At 38.7% G+C, this 17,352-nt stretch carries 14 protein-coding genes; 12 read left to right on the forward strand and 2 right to left on the reverse strand.

Going from position 1 to position 17,352, the window contains the following annotated elements; translation table 11 throughout:
• Positions 1 to 7 precede the first annotated feature (7 nt).
• Entirely contained in the window at positions 8 to 1,156 is a 1,149-nt protein-coding gene (locus ACRD7B_RS06830; protein ID WP_430823744.1) for a BamA/TamA family outer membrane protein, read from the reverse strand.
• A gap of 369 nt (positions 1,157 to 1,525) precedes the next feature.
• Here ACRD7B_RS06830 and ACRD7B_RS06835 point away from each other — a divergent pair, with 369 nt between their 5' ends.
• The 12 genes from ACRD7B_RS06835 to ACRD7B_RS06890 all read left to right on the forward strand — a co-directional run bounded on the left by ACRD7B_RS06835 (position 1,526) and on the right by ACRD7B_RS06890 (position 16,757).
• A complete protein-coding gene (locus ACRD7B_RS06835; RefSeq protein ID WP_430823745.1) occupies positions 1,526 to 2,926 on the forward strand; it encodes a redoxin family protein in 1,401 nt (466 codons plus the stop codon).
• A gap of 185 nt (positions 2,927 to 3,111) precedes the next feature.
• Positions 3,112 to 3,693 (forward strand): TetR/AcrR family transcriptional regulator, encoded by a 582-nt coding sequence (locus tag ACRD7B_RS06840; RefSeq protein ID WP_430823746.1) that lies wholly within the window; start codon positions 3,112 to 3,114, stop codon positions 3,691 to 3,693.
• A 29-nt stretch (positions 3,694 to 3,722) separates the two neighbouring features.
• The gene (locus ACRD7B_RS06845; RefSeq protein WP_430823747.1) at positions 3,723 to 4,484 is read left to right on the forward strand and encodes an outer membrane lipoprotein-sorting protein; all 762 of its coding nucleotides are present in this window, start codon (positions 3,723 to 3,725) and stop codon (positions 4,482 to 4,484) included.
• A 31-nt stretch (positions 4,485 to 4,515) separates the two neighbouring features.
• Positions 4,516 to 5,733, forward strand: coding sequence for an ABC transporter permease (locus ACRD7B_RS06850; RefSeq protein ID WP_430823748.1), 1,218 nt, complete (start codon positions 4,516 to 4,518; stop codon positions 5,731 to 5,733).
• Positions 5,734 to 5,758: 25 nt separating this feature from the next.
• On the forward strand, positions 5,759 to 6,979 hold the full coding sequence (locus ACRD7B_RS06855; RefSeq protein WP_430823749.1) for an ABC transporter permease: 1,221 nt from the start codon (positions 5,759 to 5,761) through the stop codon (positions 6,977 to 6,979).
• 27 nt (positions 6,980 to 7,006) lie between these two features.
• Positions 7,007 to 7,690 (forward strand): ABC transporter ATP-binding protein, encoded by a 684-nt coding sequence (locus tag ACRD7B_RS06860; RefSeq protein WP_430823750.1) that lies wholly within the window; start codon positions 7,007 to 7,009, stop codon positions 7,688 to 7,690.
• A gap of 24 nt (positions 7,691 to 7,714) precedes the next feature.
• Complete coding sequence (locus tag ACRD7B_RS06865; RefSeq protein WP_430823751.1) at positions 7,715 to 8,944, forward strand: hypothetical protein; 1,230 nt, start codon at positions 7,715 to 7,717, stop codon at positions 8,942 to 8,944.
• A 233-nt stretch (positions 8,945 to 9,177) separates the two neighbouring features.
• Positions 9,178 to 10,287, forward strand: coding sequence for an efflux RND transporter periplasmic adaptor subunit (locus ACRD7B_RS06870; RefSeq protein ID WP_430823752.1), 1,110 nt, complete (start codon positions 9,178 to 9,180; stop codon positions 10,285 to 10,287).
• 77 nt (positions 10,288 to 10,364) lie between these two features.
• Positions 10,365 to 13,529 (forward strand): efflux RND transporter permease subunit, encoded by a 3,165-nt coding sequence (locus tag ACRD7B_RS06875; RefSeq protein WP_430823753.1) that lies wholly within the window; start codon positions 10,365 to 10,367, stop codon positions 13,527 to 13,529.
• Positions 13,516 to 14,847 carry a TolC family protein gene (locus ACRD7B_RS06880; protein WP_430823754.1) on the forward strand — a complete coding sequence of 444 codons (1,332 nt, stop codon included), beginning with the start codon at positions 13,516 to 13,518 and terminating at the stop codon, positions 14,845 to 14,847. Before ACRD7B_RS06875 ends, ACRD7B_RS06880 begins: the two co-directional genes overlap by 14 nt.
• A gap of 88 nt (positions 14,848 to 14,935) precedes the next feature.
• Positions 14,936 to 15,979, forward strand: a complete 1,044-nt coding sequence (locus tag ACRD7B_RS06885) for a sensor histidine kinase (RefSeq protein WP_430823755.1) — start codon at positions 14,936 to 14,938, stop codon at positions 15,977 to 15,979.
• Entirely contained in the window at positions 15,972 to 16,757 is a 786-nt protein-coding gene (locus tag ACRD7B_RS06890) for a LytR/AlgR family response regulator transcription factor (protein ID WP_430823756.1), read from the forward strand. The genes ACRD7B_RS06885 and ACRD7B_RS06890 overlap by 8 nt, the downstream gene beginning before the upstream one ends.
• Here the strand turns inward: ACRD7B_RS06890 and ACRD7B_RS06895 are convergent.
• Complete coding sequence (locus ACRD7B_RS06895) at positions 16,750 to 17,235, reverse strand: hypothetical protein (protein WP_430823757.1); 486 nt, start codon at positions 17,233 to 17,235, stop codon at positions 16,750 to 16,752. The genes ACRD7B_RS06890 and ACRD7B_RS06895 overlap by 8 nt on opposite strands.
• Positions 17,236 to 17,352: the final 117 nt, after the last annotated feature.

Below are 17,352 nucleotides of genomic sequence, written 5' to 3' on the forward strand. Positions count from 1 at the left end.
TTTTTACTTATCGGAACCAATTACTACCAATGGTCAGATACCAAGCCCATTGCTCCGGTCCTTTTGCCACATCAATGCCTCCGTGAATATTATAATCTTTGGCGATAAAATATCTAAAACCTCCTCCACCTGCAACCCTGCCTTCACTATTATTGAAATGCTTGATTTCCGGTGCTGTATAACCCACTCCTGCAAAGCCAATCAAACTCCAACGTCGATAGACCGCCCAACGAAACTCAGTTTCTCCTACACCTACATAATGATCCTGATAGCGCATAGCTGGTATTCCCCGCATTGTAATAAAAGGTAATTCATAAAAAGGCACATTATCACCCCACTTAGCCAATAAATTGGCTCTAAATCCACCAATCAATTTATTCTCGACAAATGGAACATAGCCATAAGTTCGATTACTAAAGTTCCAATAATTATTATCTCCACCCAAGGCCTTATCAAACAAGCCAAATTCCCAGGCTGTCATCACTCCACTATTAGGTGTAAACATGTTATCGCGTGTGTCCCACATAAATAACACATTCATTCCACCAATATTACTTGATGCTTTAATCTCTTCCCAACCAGGAATATTAATACCCGTTTTTAAACTCAACTGATTATTAAAATACAAGTAGTTAAGCCCAACAAACAAAGGTAATTTCCTTACCGGACGAATGGCCATTTCATGAAAAGTAAGAAAGCCTTTCATATTAAAATTAAAACTTCGTTCGCGACCAAAAATTCCAGTACCATAAGATGTTAGATTAAACGACATATAACCTAATGCCCCTGTGTACCTAAAACGATCTTTAAAGTAAGAACCTTGATGACCAAGCATTCCTAACCAGGAACCATTAGACGTATACGCACCTGCCACCATAGTCATAACTGGTGGCAACTGTCCCTTGGTTCGACTTTTTGCGAAATTCTTCTTGTTATGAAAAAACACCGCGCCCATTCCACCTCCAAAACCTACAGCAGGTTCTGTAATAACTATCGGAACTGGCATAAACCCAACATTAGAATTCAGAAAGCCACTAATATCAACCGCATTGTCAGTTGAGTCTTTTAACCATTCCTTCATTTTTTGAGCATGGATCATCTGCGGACTCAAGCTCATTAATACAGTCAGAATAAAAAAAATCAGTATTTTCTTCATCGTACATTCATTAATTCCATAAGCGCTTTGACCAAGCGTAGATGAAATTCGAATTTACTAATAAGTTTACTCATTTCGCAATAATTTAAACCATGTGTTTATCAATCGGTTTAACATTTCGAATCTGGTAATTTATTCATCCATTACAACGGCGCATACCATAGCGATTACCATGAAGGCATTGTATGGCATATAAAACAGAAAAATGAAAATCTATCAATTATTACTTTGTTACAATCCTTAGCTAAAAGTTGATCTTTCAAAAACCTTTCTAAATAAACGTATAAAATTTATTTACCATAAAATAAATATATATTTACGTGATAACTTTATATACAGCATTGTTTTACAAATATTACTCACCTTATTATGAAAAACATCCTTTTTATCCTCTCCCTTGTTCTATTAGCGGCATGTACAACGAACAACACAGTTACCATTACTGGAAAAATTACCAATCCCGAAAGTGATGCCGTAGTGCTTAGGGTAAGCTACAACAGTACTGTTGACACTATAGCAACCTTGATCGATGATGGTACCTTTTCTGCTACTATTAATACTGTTGACGAACGTTTAGCCTACTTGAGCAATGGCAAATCCGCCATCCGAATCAACTTAAAACCTGGCACGTCAATGCATATAGAATTTGATGGCAACGAACTCAAAACCGGAAACAAAGAAAAGCTTGTTGTTTCTGGTGAAGGCATTGAGAGTACGACATTATTGCTTGAGCTATCTAAAATAAATCCAATTGAGGACATGCGTACCCTATTATCGTATCCAGCGCCTAAATTTGAAGAAGTAGTAACAAGCAATGCAAAGGCTATTACTGATAAAATAAGTGCATATGAAGTAGCTTACCCTGATGACATTGCATTCATTGAAAAAATTAAGCTTAACGAGAAAGTAATGTTGGCTCAAGATTATGAATACTTCACAATGTACCACGGGCGACTAGCGCCTCAGGATACAGTGCCGATACCAGAAGCCTTTAAAACTTACGGTGATGTTATTCCTTTGGATCAGTACGAAGTATTTAAAGAAATTAATGCTTATAAATCATTTGTGGTAAATAAACACATGAGTAACATTGATACCAAGCTTGAAAAACAAAACTTGGAGCCACGCACAGTAGCTTTTACTGACGCCAAGTTTAGTGCTATTCTTTCATTAGAAATACCTCAACTCGTAAAGGATGAACTTGGTAATCGCATGTTAGGATCATATACCTACGAAAAGGATAGTATTAAAACAATTCTGAAGAGTCGTTACAAGGAAATTATCACAAACGAAAAGTACACTTCAACATTTGAAGAATTATTGACTAAACTAGAGAAACTTCAACCAGGCTCTCCTGCTCCAACTTTTGCATACAACGACATTAACGGAAAACTTATTGATTCGAAAGAGCTCAAAGGCAAAGTGATTTACATAGATGTGTGGGCTACCTGGTGTGGACCTTGTAAAGGTGAAATTCCACACTTGAAGAAATTAGAAGAAGAACTACACGCCGAAGACATTGCTTTTGTGAGCATATCTGTTGATGAAGATAAAGCAGCCTGGGAAACCATGGTGGCCGAAAAAGAATTAGGTGGTTATCAATTATTTGCTCCTAGTGCCTGGGAATCGAGCATTGTTAAAGATTATGCCATAAGAGGGATTCCTCGTTTTATCATTATCGACAAGGAAGGAAACCTAGTGGATGCCAATGCGAGTCGCCCATCAAACATTGAAACCAAAAGCAAATTGGTAAAGTTGGCAAAGAGTTAATTTATAAAGTTAAAGAACGCATTTTAAGAAGCGGCTCTCAATTTACATAGTGTAAAAGAGAGCCGCTCTTTTATTTCCGATCATCTGTAAGGCCTTTTTTAATGTTAAAATTTCCTAATGTATTTGCCCATCTAAAAATAGTTTATACTTTTGACTGACCGTTCAGTCATTTAAAAAACGAAACAATGTCACCTCGCAACGATAGTCAGAACGAAAAAATAAGAGAAGAGCGCAAACAGCAAATACTTAATGTAGCACTGGAAGTATTTGCCGACAACGGCTTCTCCAGCACATCCATCGCTAAAATTGCTCAGAAAGCAGGCATATCAAAAGGACTCATCTATAACTACTTCGAAAGTAAAGAAGAACTAGTCACGAGCATCATGATTGATGGCTTCAGGGTAATGACAGAATCGTTTGATAAAGATAGGGATGGCGTATTAACCGAAAACGAATTGCACTATTTTATAGACACTTCATTTGCAACACTTGAAGAAAACATCCCATTCTGGCGCATGTATTTCATGGTACTTCTACAACCCGAAGTATATAAATTAATCACACCTCAACTCGAAACAATATTAGGACCATTTATGCAGACTGCATTAACCTATTTCGTAAACCATGGCTATGAAGATCCGGAAGCAGAACTACGATTCTTCTCAGCTATGATGGATGGTGTGGGTCTCCACTTCATACTCGATCCTGAAAACTTCCCCATAGAAGCTGTTAAGAAGAAAATGCATAACTTGTTTAAAACTAAATAAACTGACTCATACAAAAACAACAAATAATTATGAGAACATTATTAAGTATTTCAATCATTACACTCTCAGTCCTTTTTAATTTTAATACTACAACATCGGCGCAAGAAGCAAAAGCCATCGTAAAAAAGGCCGATGACAAAATGCAGGGCGAAACCTCAAGCATAGCCGTTATGTCGATGATAATAAAGCGACCAACATACGAACGAAACCTTGCTTTTAAGGCATGGACAAAAGGCACCAAATACTCAATGACCTTAGTAACCGAGCCTGTGCAAGAACGTGGGCAAACCTTTTTAAAACGTGATCGTGAAATGTGGAACTGGAACCCACGTATATCACGTATGATTAAACTTCCACCATCGATGATGTCGCAGGGTTGGATGGGCTCTGACTTCACCAACGACGATGCTTTAAAAAAATCGTCCATTGTTGAAGACTACAACCACACCTTATTGGGCGAAGCAACTGTTGATAATGAAGATTGTCATCATATAGAATTGATACCAACAGAAGAAGCTGCCGTGGTGTGGGGTAAAGTAATCATGTGGATATCTAAAGATGAATTCATTCAGATGAAAATAGAATATTACGATGAAGATGAATTCCTGGTTAAAACAGAACTAGCCCACAACATTACCACCATGGGCGGAAGAGTTATCCCATCGCAAATGGAGATTATCCCTGCGGATAAACCCAACCAACGCACCATTGTTAACATTGAGAGCATTGAATTTAATGTTCCCATAAAAGATAGTTTCTTCTCGCAACAAAACATGAAACGCATTAGATAAAACGCATTTCAATCTAATAAAGAAAAGTAAAATGCAAGCATTTAAATTAGCCTGGCGAAACATATGGCGAAACAAACGCCGCACGCTCATTACGGTAGCCTCCATCTTTTTTGGAGTTATCCTAAGCACACTAATGAGTTCGATGCAGGATGGTACTTACAGTAAGATGATTGATAATGTAGTCAGTTTTTACTCGGGCTACATCCAAATCCACCACCCCGATTATTGGGAAAGTAAATCCATCGATGATTTATTTGTACCTACCGACTCGCTTCAGAACAAGCTTAGTGATAATAAGGAGGTGGAATTGATTGTACCACGCATGGAATCATTTGCACTAATGTCATACGGCTTATCCACAAAAGGAGGCATGCTAATTGGCATTGAGCCTGAAGCCGAAAATGAATTGACCAAATTAGAGCAATGGGTAAAAAAAGGCCGCTACCTTACAGAAAAAGATGATGGCATTATAATGGCAGTAAACCTGGCCAAAAATCTTAACGTACAACTGGGCGACACATTAGCTTTAATCAGTCAAGGATACCATGGTTACAGTGCCAGTGGATTATTCCCGGTAGTGGGTATCTTGGAGTTCCCCTCTCCCGCCATGAATAATTTTGGAACCTATATCACGCTCGACCGGGCCAGAGAGTTTTTCTCAGCACCTGATATGGTAACCAGCATGGTGTTAACAGTAACAGACTACGACGAAGTTTATCCAGTGAAACATACGCTTGAGAAACAACTTGGGCAAAACTATTCGGTTATGACATGGGATGAGATGGATCCGGTAACCAAGCAAATGATCGAAGGTGATAAAGGCCAGGGCATCATCATGAAGGGTATACTATACATCCTAATTGGTTTTGGTGTTTTCTCAACCGTGATAATGATGATTGCTGAACGACGAAAAGAGCTGGGGGTGATGGTTGCTGTTGGTATGCGAAAACTTAAACTGGCTAAAGTACTGTTTTACGAAACCATACTAATTGGTGTGGTGGGTGTATTGAGTGGCTTTGCAGTGAGTGTTCCTCTGGTCATGTGGATGGTACATAACCCCATTCCACTCACCGGAGAAGTAGCAGATATTTATGAAGAGTTCGGCATGGAACCAGCCATATACTTTGGTGCCGACTCCATGGTATTTTTAGCGCAAATACTCATTGTATTTGGTATTACCGTTCTTGTTTCAGCCTATCCATTCACTAAAATAATGAAGCTGAAAGTCACCCAATCATTACGCGCATAATTTTATTACTTAAAAACCAGAACCAATGATATTAGCAATTTCATGGCGAAACGTATGGCGAAGCAAAACCCGGAGTTTTGTAATTCTGTTTGCCATTGCTTTGGGTATTTTTACAGGCGTATTTAATTATGCCTTTTACAATGGCATGGCGCTTCAACGCATCAATTCCGCCATATCAACCGAAGCATCGCACATACAAATTCACCCACAAGGATACCTCGAAGATCCCGATGAAAAGCAATTCATCAGCAAGGCCGAACAACTTGCAGCTCAAATCTCGGAAATAGATTCGGTTAAAGCGGCTAGTTCGCGCTTTATTGTACAAGGTATGATTCAATCGCCATCCACATCGTCGGGCATAAAAGTGTTTGGCGTTCAACCCGACAAGGAAGCAGAAGTAACCAACCTCTATTCAAAAATAATAGATGGCGCCTATTTCGAAGGAATAAAACGTAATCCTGTCATAATTGGCAAAAAACTGGCCGACAAACTAAAAATAAAAGTGCGCTCCAAGGTGGTCATTACTTTTTCTGATAAAGAAGGTTATATTTCAGGCGCTTCTTTCAGAGTAGCTGGCATTTTCGAAACCTCAAATACCATGTATGATGGAGGCAATGTATTTGTCCGAACCGAAGATTTAACCAATCTGTACGGAACTGATGCCACAGCAGGTCACGAAATTGCAGTTCTATTGGATCACTCTGATATGGTGACCAACATCAACCAAAAACTTAAAACTAAATATGCCAGCTACGATGTGCGCGACTGGCGCGAGATAATGCCACAGGTTTCCATGTTAGAATCCAGTCTCGATATCTCGATGTACATCTTCATGATCATTATTTTATTGGCCCTTATATTTGGCATCATCAATACCATGCTAATGGCGGTATTAGAACGAACAAAAGAATTAGGTATGCTCATGTCCATTGGTATGAACAAAGCACGGGTTTTCAGAATGATAATGGTTGAAACGGTGTTACTTTCGCTCATTGGAGGCGTTGTAGGCATTGTTATGGGCATTGTTGTCACCCTGCTAACAGCCAAATCAGGCATTGATATTTCAATAGTTGCAGAAGGCTTTGGTGCAATGGGATATGACTCTATTGTATATCCAGTTCTTAAAGTGCAAAACGTCGTTGATGTAGTTATCATGGTATTTATAACGGGTATGCTGGCAGCCATTTACCCAGCCATGAAAGCGCTTAAACTAAAACCTGCCGAAGCCATTCGAATTGATATGTAATTATCCTTACACAAAAACAGTTGAAAGATGAACGTAATTGAAGTAAAAAATCTCGAAAAAACATATAACGATTCAGAAGTACAAGTACATGCCGTTCAAGGCATCAACCTTGAAATAGAAGAAGGTGAATTCACTGCCATTGTAGGTCCATCGGGCTGCGGTAAAACAACCTTTCTTAACATGCTAGGCGGATTAGATCAACCAAGCGTAGGCGACATACGCATTGGCGACACTTTGGTACACGAATTAAAACCCAGCGAATTGATTGATTTTCGCCTACATAACATCGGCTTCGTTTTTCAGGCTTACAATCTGATTCCTGTACTTACGGCCAAAGAGAATGTAGAATTTATCATGCAGTTGCAAGGCAGGGATAAAACAGAACGTGATAAACGCGCCATCGATCTACTAACAGAAGTTGGCCTTGGTGATCGAATAGACAGTCGTCCCTCACGTTTATCGGGTGGACAGCAACAACGTGTAGCAGTTGCAAGAGCGTTAGCTTCCAAACCTAAATTTGTATTGGCCGATGAGCCTACAGCCAATCTGGATTCAAAATCAACCGAGACTTTATTGGATATCATGGAAAAACTAAATAAAGAAGAAAACATTACATTCATATTTAGTACACATGATATGCGTGTGGTAAACAAGGCACGTCGCGTAGTTACGCTCGAGGACGGTAAAATAATTAGTGACGAAAGAAAATAACTAACTTAAAAACAGAAAGTGCTCATGTTTAGGTTTCTTCTTGCCCTTTGCTTATTATTTCCAACACTTGCTTTGGCGCAATTTGGCGATGCAGATAAAAAGTTTGTCTTAAATGGTTATTTAGTAAATATGCAGTCGGTGTCAATCTCGGAGTTACCCTTCGATGTGCCCGATTCATTGAGTTATCTAACCAAGGACGATAACAATTTATATAGCACAAATATTTATTTCCAGAATCGTCTGAACCTATTTTGGTATGCTAACGATAAACTTACCATTTCCGCACAAATGCGTAACAGACTGGCTATAGGTGATCAAATAAGAATGGATTTCAACGGACAGGTCGAGGATAGTTATAAAAACTCGGGTAATTACTTCAACCCATCGTGGAATGTGGCAGTTGGTAATAGTTACATCTTCAACATGGCTTTTGATCGCTTATATGCAGAGTATTCATCGGGTAACTGGGATATCACACTTGGTAAGCAGCGCATCAACTGGGGTAAAACTTTTGCGTTCAACCCAAACGACATGTTTAATACCTACTCCTATTTCGATTTCGACTACGAAGAAAAACCAGGTACAGATGCCCTGCGCGCCATGTATTACACGGGAGCAACAACATCGCTTGAATTGGCTGCCAATATCGATAGTGCAGCACATGTATCAGCAGCACTTAAATGGAATGCCAACCTATGGAACTACGATTTCCAGTTTATTGGAGGTACGCTTAAAGAAGAAGATGTAGCACTGGGTTTTGGCTGGTCGGGTTATGTAAAAAACTCCAGTTGGCGTGGTGAATTTGCCTGGTATCAGCCCCTCGAAAACTTTGCCGATACATCAGGTGTTATGATGTTATCAACGGGAATGGATTTCACGCTTAATTCAAAATGGACCTTACAAGGCGAAGTAATGCTTGCTAAACTACCGGAAGGAAAAAAAGTAGCCTTTTTTGATGCCTATGCTCCTCCCCAATCCGTTAAAGATTTGGCAACATCACCTTTTCAGTTACTCGGAAGTGTCATGTATCAAGCCTCACCCCTCTCAACTTTATCACTGGCATCTATTTGGTATCCTCATCCCGATATCAAAGGCATTTTCATCGGACCATCGTGGCAATACAGTGTAGCTGATAATTTCTCAGCATCGCTCTATTGGCAATTTTTCCATGGTAACTTTCCCGATGCAATCACCAACGAAACATCCATGCAAAGCATTAATTCAGGCTTTATGCGCTTGAAGTATAGTTTTTAATAACACTCAACAAATAATAAATAGAATTACTCTTTTTATTAAATACCTCTGTGACTTGGCGCCTCAGTGTTTCCTTATATTTTTCTCACAGTAATTGATATTTTACTTTTCACAACTTTACCCGATTCATGCAGCTATTTTCCGGCTTCATTCCCTTTTACTTGAACAGTTATATAAAGCGTTTAATTTTTGCATTCATAAAAGCAGATATTAAAAACTTTATAATATAACACATGAAAAAAACTATACTCATTTCAATTGCAATAGTGCTAAGCTTGATAGCAGTATTTGCAGTAAAAGCTTTGCCATCAAAAGATGAATCAAAAAATAAACCTGAACAGAAAAAAGGTTTATTGGTAGATGTTATTTATCCTGAGGCTGGTAATATCGAACACACCTATAGCGCAACAGGTAAAATCAGAGCTGTCAATCGTTTTGAGATTTTCGCTCAGGTTGAAGGTCAACTATTACCCTCAGCCCTACAATTCAAAGAAGGTAATACCTACAATAAGGGGGAAGTGATTTTAGAACTTGATCAACAAGAATACAACATGAGTTTATTGGCTCAGAAAAGTGATTTCATTACACTTCTCACATCCATCTTGCCAGACATCAAATCGGATTATCCAGATTCTTATTCAATATGGCGTAATTATGTTCTACAGTTAGATGTGAACAAGTCATTGGCCGATATTCCTAATCCTAAAAGTGAGCAAGAGAAATTTTACTTGTATGGTAAAGGTATTTACAAAAGCTACTACAATGTGCGCTCCGGAGAAGAGAAGCTACAGAAATATACCATACGTGCACCATTTAATGGTGTGGTAACATCAGTGAGTGCAGAGGCAGGAACTGCAGTTCGTCCGGGTGCTGCATTAGGCACTATGCTAAGTACCGAAGCCTACGATTTAGAAATCACCATTCCTCTTGCTTCAATGGGTAAAATTGATGTTGGCACGCAAGCTAAACTACATTCATCGGAGTTACCTAATAATTGGACTGGCAAAGTAGTTCGGGTAGGTGGCGACATTGATGAACAATCGCAAAGTGTAAAGCTGTTTATCCGTACCCAAGGAAAGCAACTTAAGGAAGGTATGTATCTAACTGCCGATATACAGCAAGCGCCATTTATTGGCACCATGAGTTTGCCTCGCAAAATGATTAACGACCAAAATCAATTATTTGTGGTTGAGAATAACCAGCTTAAGAAACTACAAGTTGAAGTACTTTCTCGCCAAGGAGATTTGGCCATTATAAAGGGCTTAAACGAAGGAACAGCTGTACTATCAACCGTTGTAAAAAGTGCCTACCATGGTATGCCAGTCAGAATAAACCAACAATAGCTAATCACCTCAATAGCACGCATTCTTCAACTCGTTTTTAATAATGAGTTAACCCATGCTATGTTCAAAATAAAATAATGAAACAACTAATTAGTTACTTTATAAAATTCCCTTTGGCAGTTAACATGGTTATGGTAATGGCCTTGTTATTAGGACTGCTTTCACTAAATGGGATACAAAAAAACTTCTTCCCCAATATTGGGCAACGCTTTATTTATGTTGATGTACTATACCCAGGTGCTTCACCTGATGAGATTGAAGAAGGCGCCACGCTTAAAATTGAGGAAAACGTTAAAGGTTTAGAAGGTCTGGAACGCATTACTTCTATTTCACGCGAAAACAGTGGTTCGGTTTCCATTGAGATGCTTAAGGGCACTGATATGGACGAAGCCTTAATCAAAGTAAAAAACGAGGTAGAAAAGATTGCGTCCTTTCCAACAGGCATTGAGTCGGTAGTTACCTACAAACACGACGATATTAACTTCGCAATGAATTTTGTGCTTACTGCGCGCGATGGCAAGTCGGTTGATCTACGTACTTTAAAAGCCACGGCTCGTAAGATGGAACATGACTTGTTGCGATTAGATGGAATCTCGAAAATAGAAATAGGTGGTTATCCCGATGAAGAAATAGCCATTCTTCTGAAAGAGAATGCCATGGAAGCTTATCAAATGACCTTCCGAGAAATAGCTCAAGCAGTATCATCAAGCAACCTGATAATGACTGGTGGTAGCATCAAAGACGGCAGTGAAGAGTTTTTCATACGGGTGCGCAACAAAGCATATCAAAGTGAAGGCATAGAAGACATAGTGATTCGCCAAACTAACAATGGTGGTATTATCCGCTTAAAAGATGTTGCCACCATTAGTGATCGCTGGGCCGATACGCCATCCGAAGTGCGTTTCAATAACCAAAAAGCAGTTGTTATAACCATCAGCAATACCTTTAGCGAAGACATTCTAAAATCAACTGAGGCCGTAAAAGCATACTTGAAAGAGTATAATGCGAGTCAGGATTACCTCGAAGCAGAAGTAATACGCGACATGAGTAAAACGCTTAATCAACGGATTGATTTATTACTCAACAACGGACTATTAGGAATTTTACTGGTATTACTATTTCTATCCTTATTTCTCAATCCGCGCATAGCATTTTGGGTGGCAGCGGGAATTCCATTCTCCTTGCTGGGCATGTTTATATTCTTACCTGGCACACCGGTTACCATCAATATGCTTTCCTTGTTTGGCTTAATATTGGTTCTTGGCATTTTGGTTGATGATGCCATAGTTGTGGCCGAAAATGTATACAGGCATTGGCAGTTAGGTAAAAACCCTATTAAAGCAGCGGTTGATGGAACCTTAGAAGTAATGCCAGCCGTATTATCTGGCATATTAACCACCATGCTTGCCTTCTCCACCTTCATTTTTCTGGATGGTAAAATGGGTGATATGTTCAAGGAAGTATCCATTGTAGTTATTCTAATTCTTTTTGTATCCCTTATTGAAGGTTTAATCATATTGCCAGCTCACATGGCACATTCAAAAGCCCTTACCAAAAACAGTGGAAGCAAATGGAAAAAATACATGGCTTGGGCCGAACGTGGATTATTAAAATTCAGAGATGTCATTTTTAAACCACTTTTAGAAAAAGCCATTCATAACAAGATCGTTACTAGCCTCATTTTCACGGGCCTTTTTATACTATCCATTGTCATGCTCAATACAGGAGTGGTTCGAAGCACTTTTTTCCCTGAGGTGGAAGGCGACGATTTTACCATAGCACTAACAATGCCATCTGGCACTGACGAATCGGTAACTCAACAGCAAGTTGATAAAATAACAGATACCATATGGTCTATTAATGATGAAATGCGATCGTCACAACCCAATAATGCTGACATCATTGACCAGACTTTTCAGCAATTTATGGGAAGCGGTAGTGCAGCCACCATTCAAGTAACGCTTTTAGATGCAGAAATACGCGACACGCCAACCTCGGCAGTAATCACACGCATTAGAGAAAAAGTTGGTGACATACCTGGTGCCGAAGGATTAGAATACATAGCCTTTAACCCTTTTGGTAAGGCCATAGTAATTTCTTTGCTTGGCGATGACAATGATGTGCTTCAACAAGCCAAGGAGGAACTCAAAAGGTCGCTCCAGAACATGCCTGAATTAAGTGATGTAACCGACAATGCCCCAATTGGGAATCGTGAAATTGAAATCGAACTAAAGGCAAAAGCACATCACCTTGATGTAAGTGTTCAGGATGTTATATCGCAAGTGCGCGAAGCCTTCTTTGGCAATGAAGTGCAACGCTTGCAACGTGGCAAAGACGAAGTTAAAGTGTGGGTCAAATACAGCGACGATAATCGAAAATCAATTGGGCAACTGGAAACCATGAAAATCCGTTTGAGCAATGGCGTTGCTTATCCACTATCGGAACTAGCCACATTAAAAACTGTAAATGGCGTTGCTAACATTCGTCACTTAAACTTTGATCGTGAAGTGCAGCTCGAAGCCAATCAAAGCGATCCAAGTTCATCCTTGCCTGTCATACTAAATAAAATAGAAACAGAAATTTTAAGTGATCTGTATGAGAAATACCCAGGTGTAAAGGCGTCGTACGATGGTCAGAAACGCGAGAGTGATAAAATGATGAAATCAGCTACCAAGGCAATGCCAATCATTCTCTTGCTAATGTTTGCAATCGTCATATTTACGCTTCGTTCGGTTAGCCAGTCTATTCTTATTTACCTGATGATTCCTTTGAGTCTGGTTGGAGTTGTTATAGGGCACTGGATACACGGAATGAGCTTTAGTTTAATGTCGGGCATGGGAATTATTGCTCTTGTGGGTGTAATGATCAACGATGGTTTGGTGTTGATCAATGCCTTTAACATCAATCTAAAAGAAGGAATGCCACTGCACAAAGCCTTATTCGAAGCTGGCATGTCGCGTTTCCGCCCAATTATATTAACAACCTTAACAACTGTGGCAGGTATGGCACCAATGCTATTGGAAACCAGTATGCAGGCTAAATTCCTTATTCCTATGGCCATATCATTATGCTACGGAATGGCCATGGCTACCACCACAACCTTGTTTCTTCTACCAGCATTATTGCTGACTGTAAACGGAATAAAAGTGAAATTTAATTCTATGCTTAAAGGACGAAAAGTTAGTCAAGAAGAAGTTGAGACAGCAATTAAAGAAATGAAATACAACTATGAAGACAATTAAATACATACTTAGCATTGTGTTAATACTTTCGATAGCTAAAGTAAATGCACAAGATATACTCACTGGCACCGAAAAAATATCTTTATCGAAAGCTGTGGAGATAGCCATGCTAAATAATTACGAACTAAAAATTGCCAGCAACGAACTTAAAAAAGCTGACAATAACAATACCGTTGGTAATGCTGGATTACTGCCATCACTAACTTTAAATGGAGGTGTTGATTATGGTCATAACGACACCGAAATGGAGTTTACTGGCCAAAACTCTGAAATAATAAAAATAGATAATGCCGAATCCTTAACCTACAATAGCAATGTGCGAATGGATTATACATTGTTCGATGGTTTCGGTAATGTATACACCTATAAAAAGCTTCAAGGAGCCAACGAACGACAAGAAACACTTTTTCGTCAGCAAACAGAGCTTACCATTGTGCAAGTAGCCGAAAGGTATTACGAAGTATGTCGCGCACAACAAAACCTGCACCTGGCTAAAGAATCAATGCGCATATCGCGTGAGCGCCTTCAAAAAGCGATGGATAAAAAAGCTTATGGGCAAGCCAACCAATTGGATGTACTAAATGCCGAGGTTGATATGAATTCGGACAGCACCATAGTGCTACAAACTGAGCAAGCTTTTTTAAACTCTGTTAAAGACTTAAATGTAGTCCTTGGTGTACCCGTTCAAAACGTATATCAGGTAGTTGATGCCATTAAATTTAGAGATGATTTCACAGCTGATAAAGTCATAAGTGGAGCTTTGCTTAACAACGCAGGAATGATTGCCCAAAAACAACAAGAAGGCATTTCTAATCTGGATTTAAAAATTACGAAAGCTCAGAAATATCCAACTATATCGGCATATGGTCAATATGGGTATAATCGGCAAGATAACGATGCTGGCCAAATCGCCTATAACCAATCGATGGGCAGCTCTGCAGGCGTTTCTCTAAAATTCAATATCTTTAATGGACAACAACAGCGCACCAAGGAGAAAAACGCCACCTTAGATTTTCGATCTCAGCAGGAACGAAGCTTTCAGTTACAATCGGAACTGGAGCGCGATGCGGCCAATGCCTACACCGATTATGTGTATAAGCGACGTATAGTAGAATTGCAAGAAACAAGTGTAGAACAAGCCCAATTAAATTTTGAGCAAACGCAGGAAATGTATCAATTGGGACGCGTAACAGCCATTGAATTTCGTACCGCCCAACAAAACTTGTTAGATGTAGCCGCTAACTTTAACAATGCCAGATTCACAGCCAAAGTAGCAGAGTTTTACTTACTACAGTTAACCGGTGAATTAATAAATTAGTAAGCTAATCATAAAGATGTTTGATTGGCTAATGTATGTATCAAACATTTTTATGTAATTTGCATTATCGCCATTAAATTTAGATTATATGCTCCATTTCAAGAACAAGATTAAATTCGTATTAGTGCCATTTATTACCTTTTTACTGGCATTTATTTCCATCCTGTTCATGATAATGTTTGAGTTTAGAACGGTTGCCGACTTTCAAGAACTACCATATCATAGAATATTTGTTGGTTTTTTAGAAACGTTGGTACTGGTATACATTTACAATTTCTTCGTTCGAAAATTTAATGGCTTTATGCCATGGAAAAAAAACTGGTTTATTCGTTTCGTATTGGATCTGCTGCTAGTATTATCCTTCACAACCATCGTAATATCAGGAGCACAATTAGCTATTAAATTTGGATTAATTCCACATGAAATTCCACATGAGGGTAAGCGTGAGTTCATGTATATAATGCCACTTTTTGTTAGCTCCCTATTTTTGGTGATTGTAGAAATGATTATTGCCATGGAAGAGCGCAATAACATGGAAATGAAATTGGCCATTCTTGAAAAGGAACAATTAAACACCAAATACAGCGTACTAAAAGAGCAACTCGACCATCATTTCTTATTCAATAACCTAAGTGTTCTTTCATCGCTTATATACGAAAGCACCGAGAAGGCCGACAAATTTATTCAAGATTTTGCAGCCATTTATCGCTATGTATTATCCATCAACAAACAAGATTTGGTGACCGTGAGCGAAGAGTTAGATTTTATTTCAACCTACCTGAATCTATATAAATTCAGATTTGAAGAAGGCTTAAGCTATAAACTTAACAACATCGACTATAAAAGCAAATTTCGTTTACCTCCACTAACACTTCAGGTATTGGTTGAGAATGCCATTAAACACAATGTGATGTCGCGTAACGAACCGCTTAATATCGAAATTAGCATGCTTAACAACACGCTTATCATCCAAAATAACTTACAGATTAAAAGTGATGTTGCGTCGACATCAACCGGCCAAAGCAACCTAATAGAAAAATATCTATTATTGGAAAGTACACCGCCTGAATTTAAAATTGAGAACAATACTTACATTGCACGCATCCCACTAATACAACCAAAAGATGATTAAAGTACTGATTGTAGAAGACGAAATGCCTTCGGCACGTAAGCTCAAAGCATTTCTGGCTCAGATAGCACCAGATTTTGAAGTAGTAGATATACTTGACTCGGTGGAGCAAACGGTGCTTTATTTAAATTCGAATAAGGTTGAATTGATCTTTTTAGACATTCATTTGGCCGATGGTAATAGCTTTTCAATATTTGAAAGCACGCAGGTAAATACACCCATTATTTTTACCACAGCCTTCGATCAATACGCCATTCAAGCCTTCGACCAAAATAGCATTGGTTACCTTCTCAAACCAATTGGCATTGAAAAGCTGGCCGCTGCCATCGAAAAATTCAGAAGCACACTAGAGCAAAAAGCTGAAACAAATCAAACAATTGATTACAACAAGCTTGGTCAGTTATTAGCACAGCAAAAGGCACCACAGCACCGTGAACGCTTCATGGTGCATTATCGTGGTAAAATAAAAACGGTTGACATTTCTGAAGTCGCCTACTTTTATGCCGAAAACAGAGCCGTATTTATGGTCTTAAACAGTGGTAAAACCTACGACCTGAGTATGACTTTAGAACAATTAGAGTTGGAACTAGATCCTAACATATACTATAGAGCTAACCGAAAATTCATCGTTAGTATTAAGGCCATAAAAGAAGCTGTAGTATATTCAAAGAGTAAACTTAAATTAGTTCTATCTCCCGAATCACCATCGGATGTAATTATCTCAGCCGAGAAACATCGAAATTTAAAAAATGGATGGCTGGATAAAAACTGCATTAGTTAATATGCGTACCTGCCATTCCAACAACCTTCCAATCATTATCTATCTTTTTAAACACATATTGAAAACCACCTTTAGATTTATGCACATCGCCCGATTTGAGATGAACGTCTTCCGTAAAAGTCAGAGAAATCATAGCAACATCGCGCGATAAAACATTCACATACCTTTCAGGTGTTTGTACATTTGCAATATATTCAACATACTGCGATGACTCACTCATATATTGTTCGATACTGTTAGTTCCTTTCAATATATTTCCATCCGATACCATCGCAAAATCATCGGTAAGTTGCATACCGGAAAGAATGTGCTCAATCCAGCCAACTTTAGGTGAATCCATCCAAACATCAAGAGCCTGATTTACTTCAATAGTAATAGCTTGCTTATCTTTGTTACTCAAATAAGCTTCATCTTTTGGCGTGCATCCATTCAATAGGCACAATACCAAAATTATAATTAACATACCAAACTGTTTCATTTTGTCTTTTTTAGGGAAATAATTCAGTAAATCTACAACCTAAATAACACGATTGTCAAACCATATTTTTTTCCTTTTCCTCAGACATTTACATTATTAAATATTTATGCTAAATTT

It is taken from the genome of Carboxylicivirga fragile (assembly GCF_050589805.1).
GTDB classification, from domain to species: Bacteria; Bacteroidota; Bacteroidia; order Bacteroidales; family Marinilabiliaceae; genus Carboxylicivirga; species Carboxylicivirga fragile.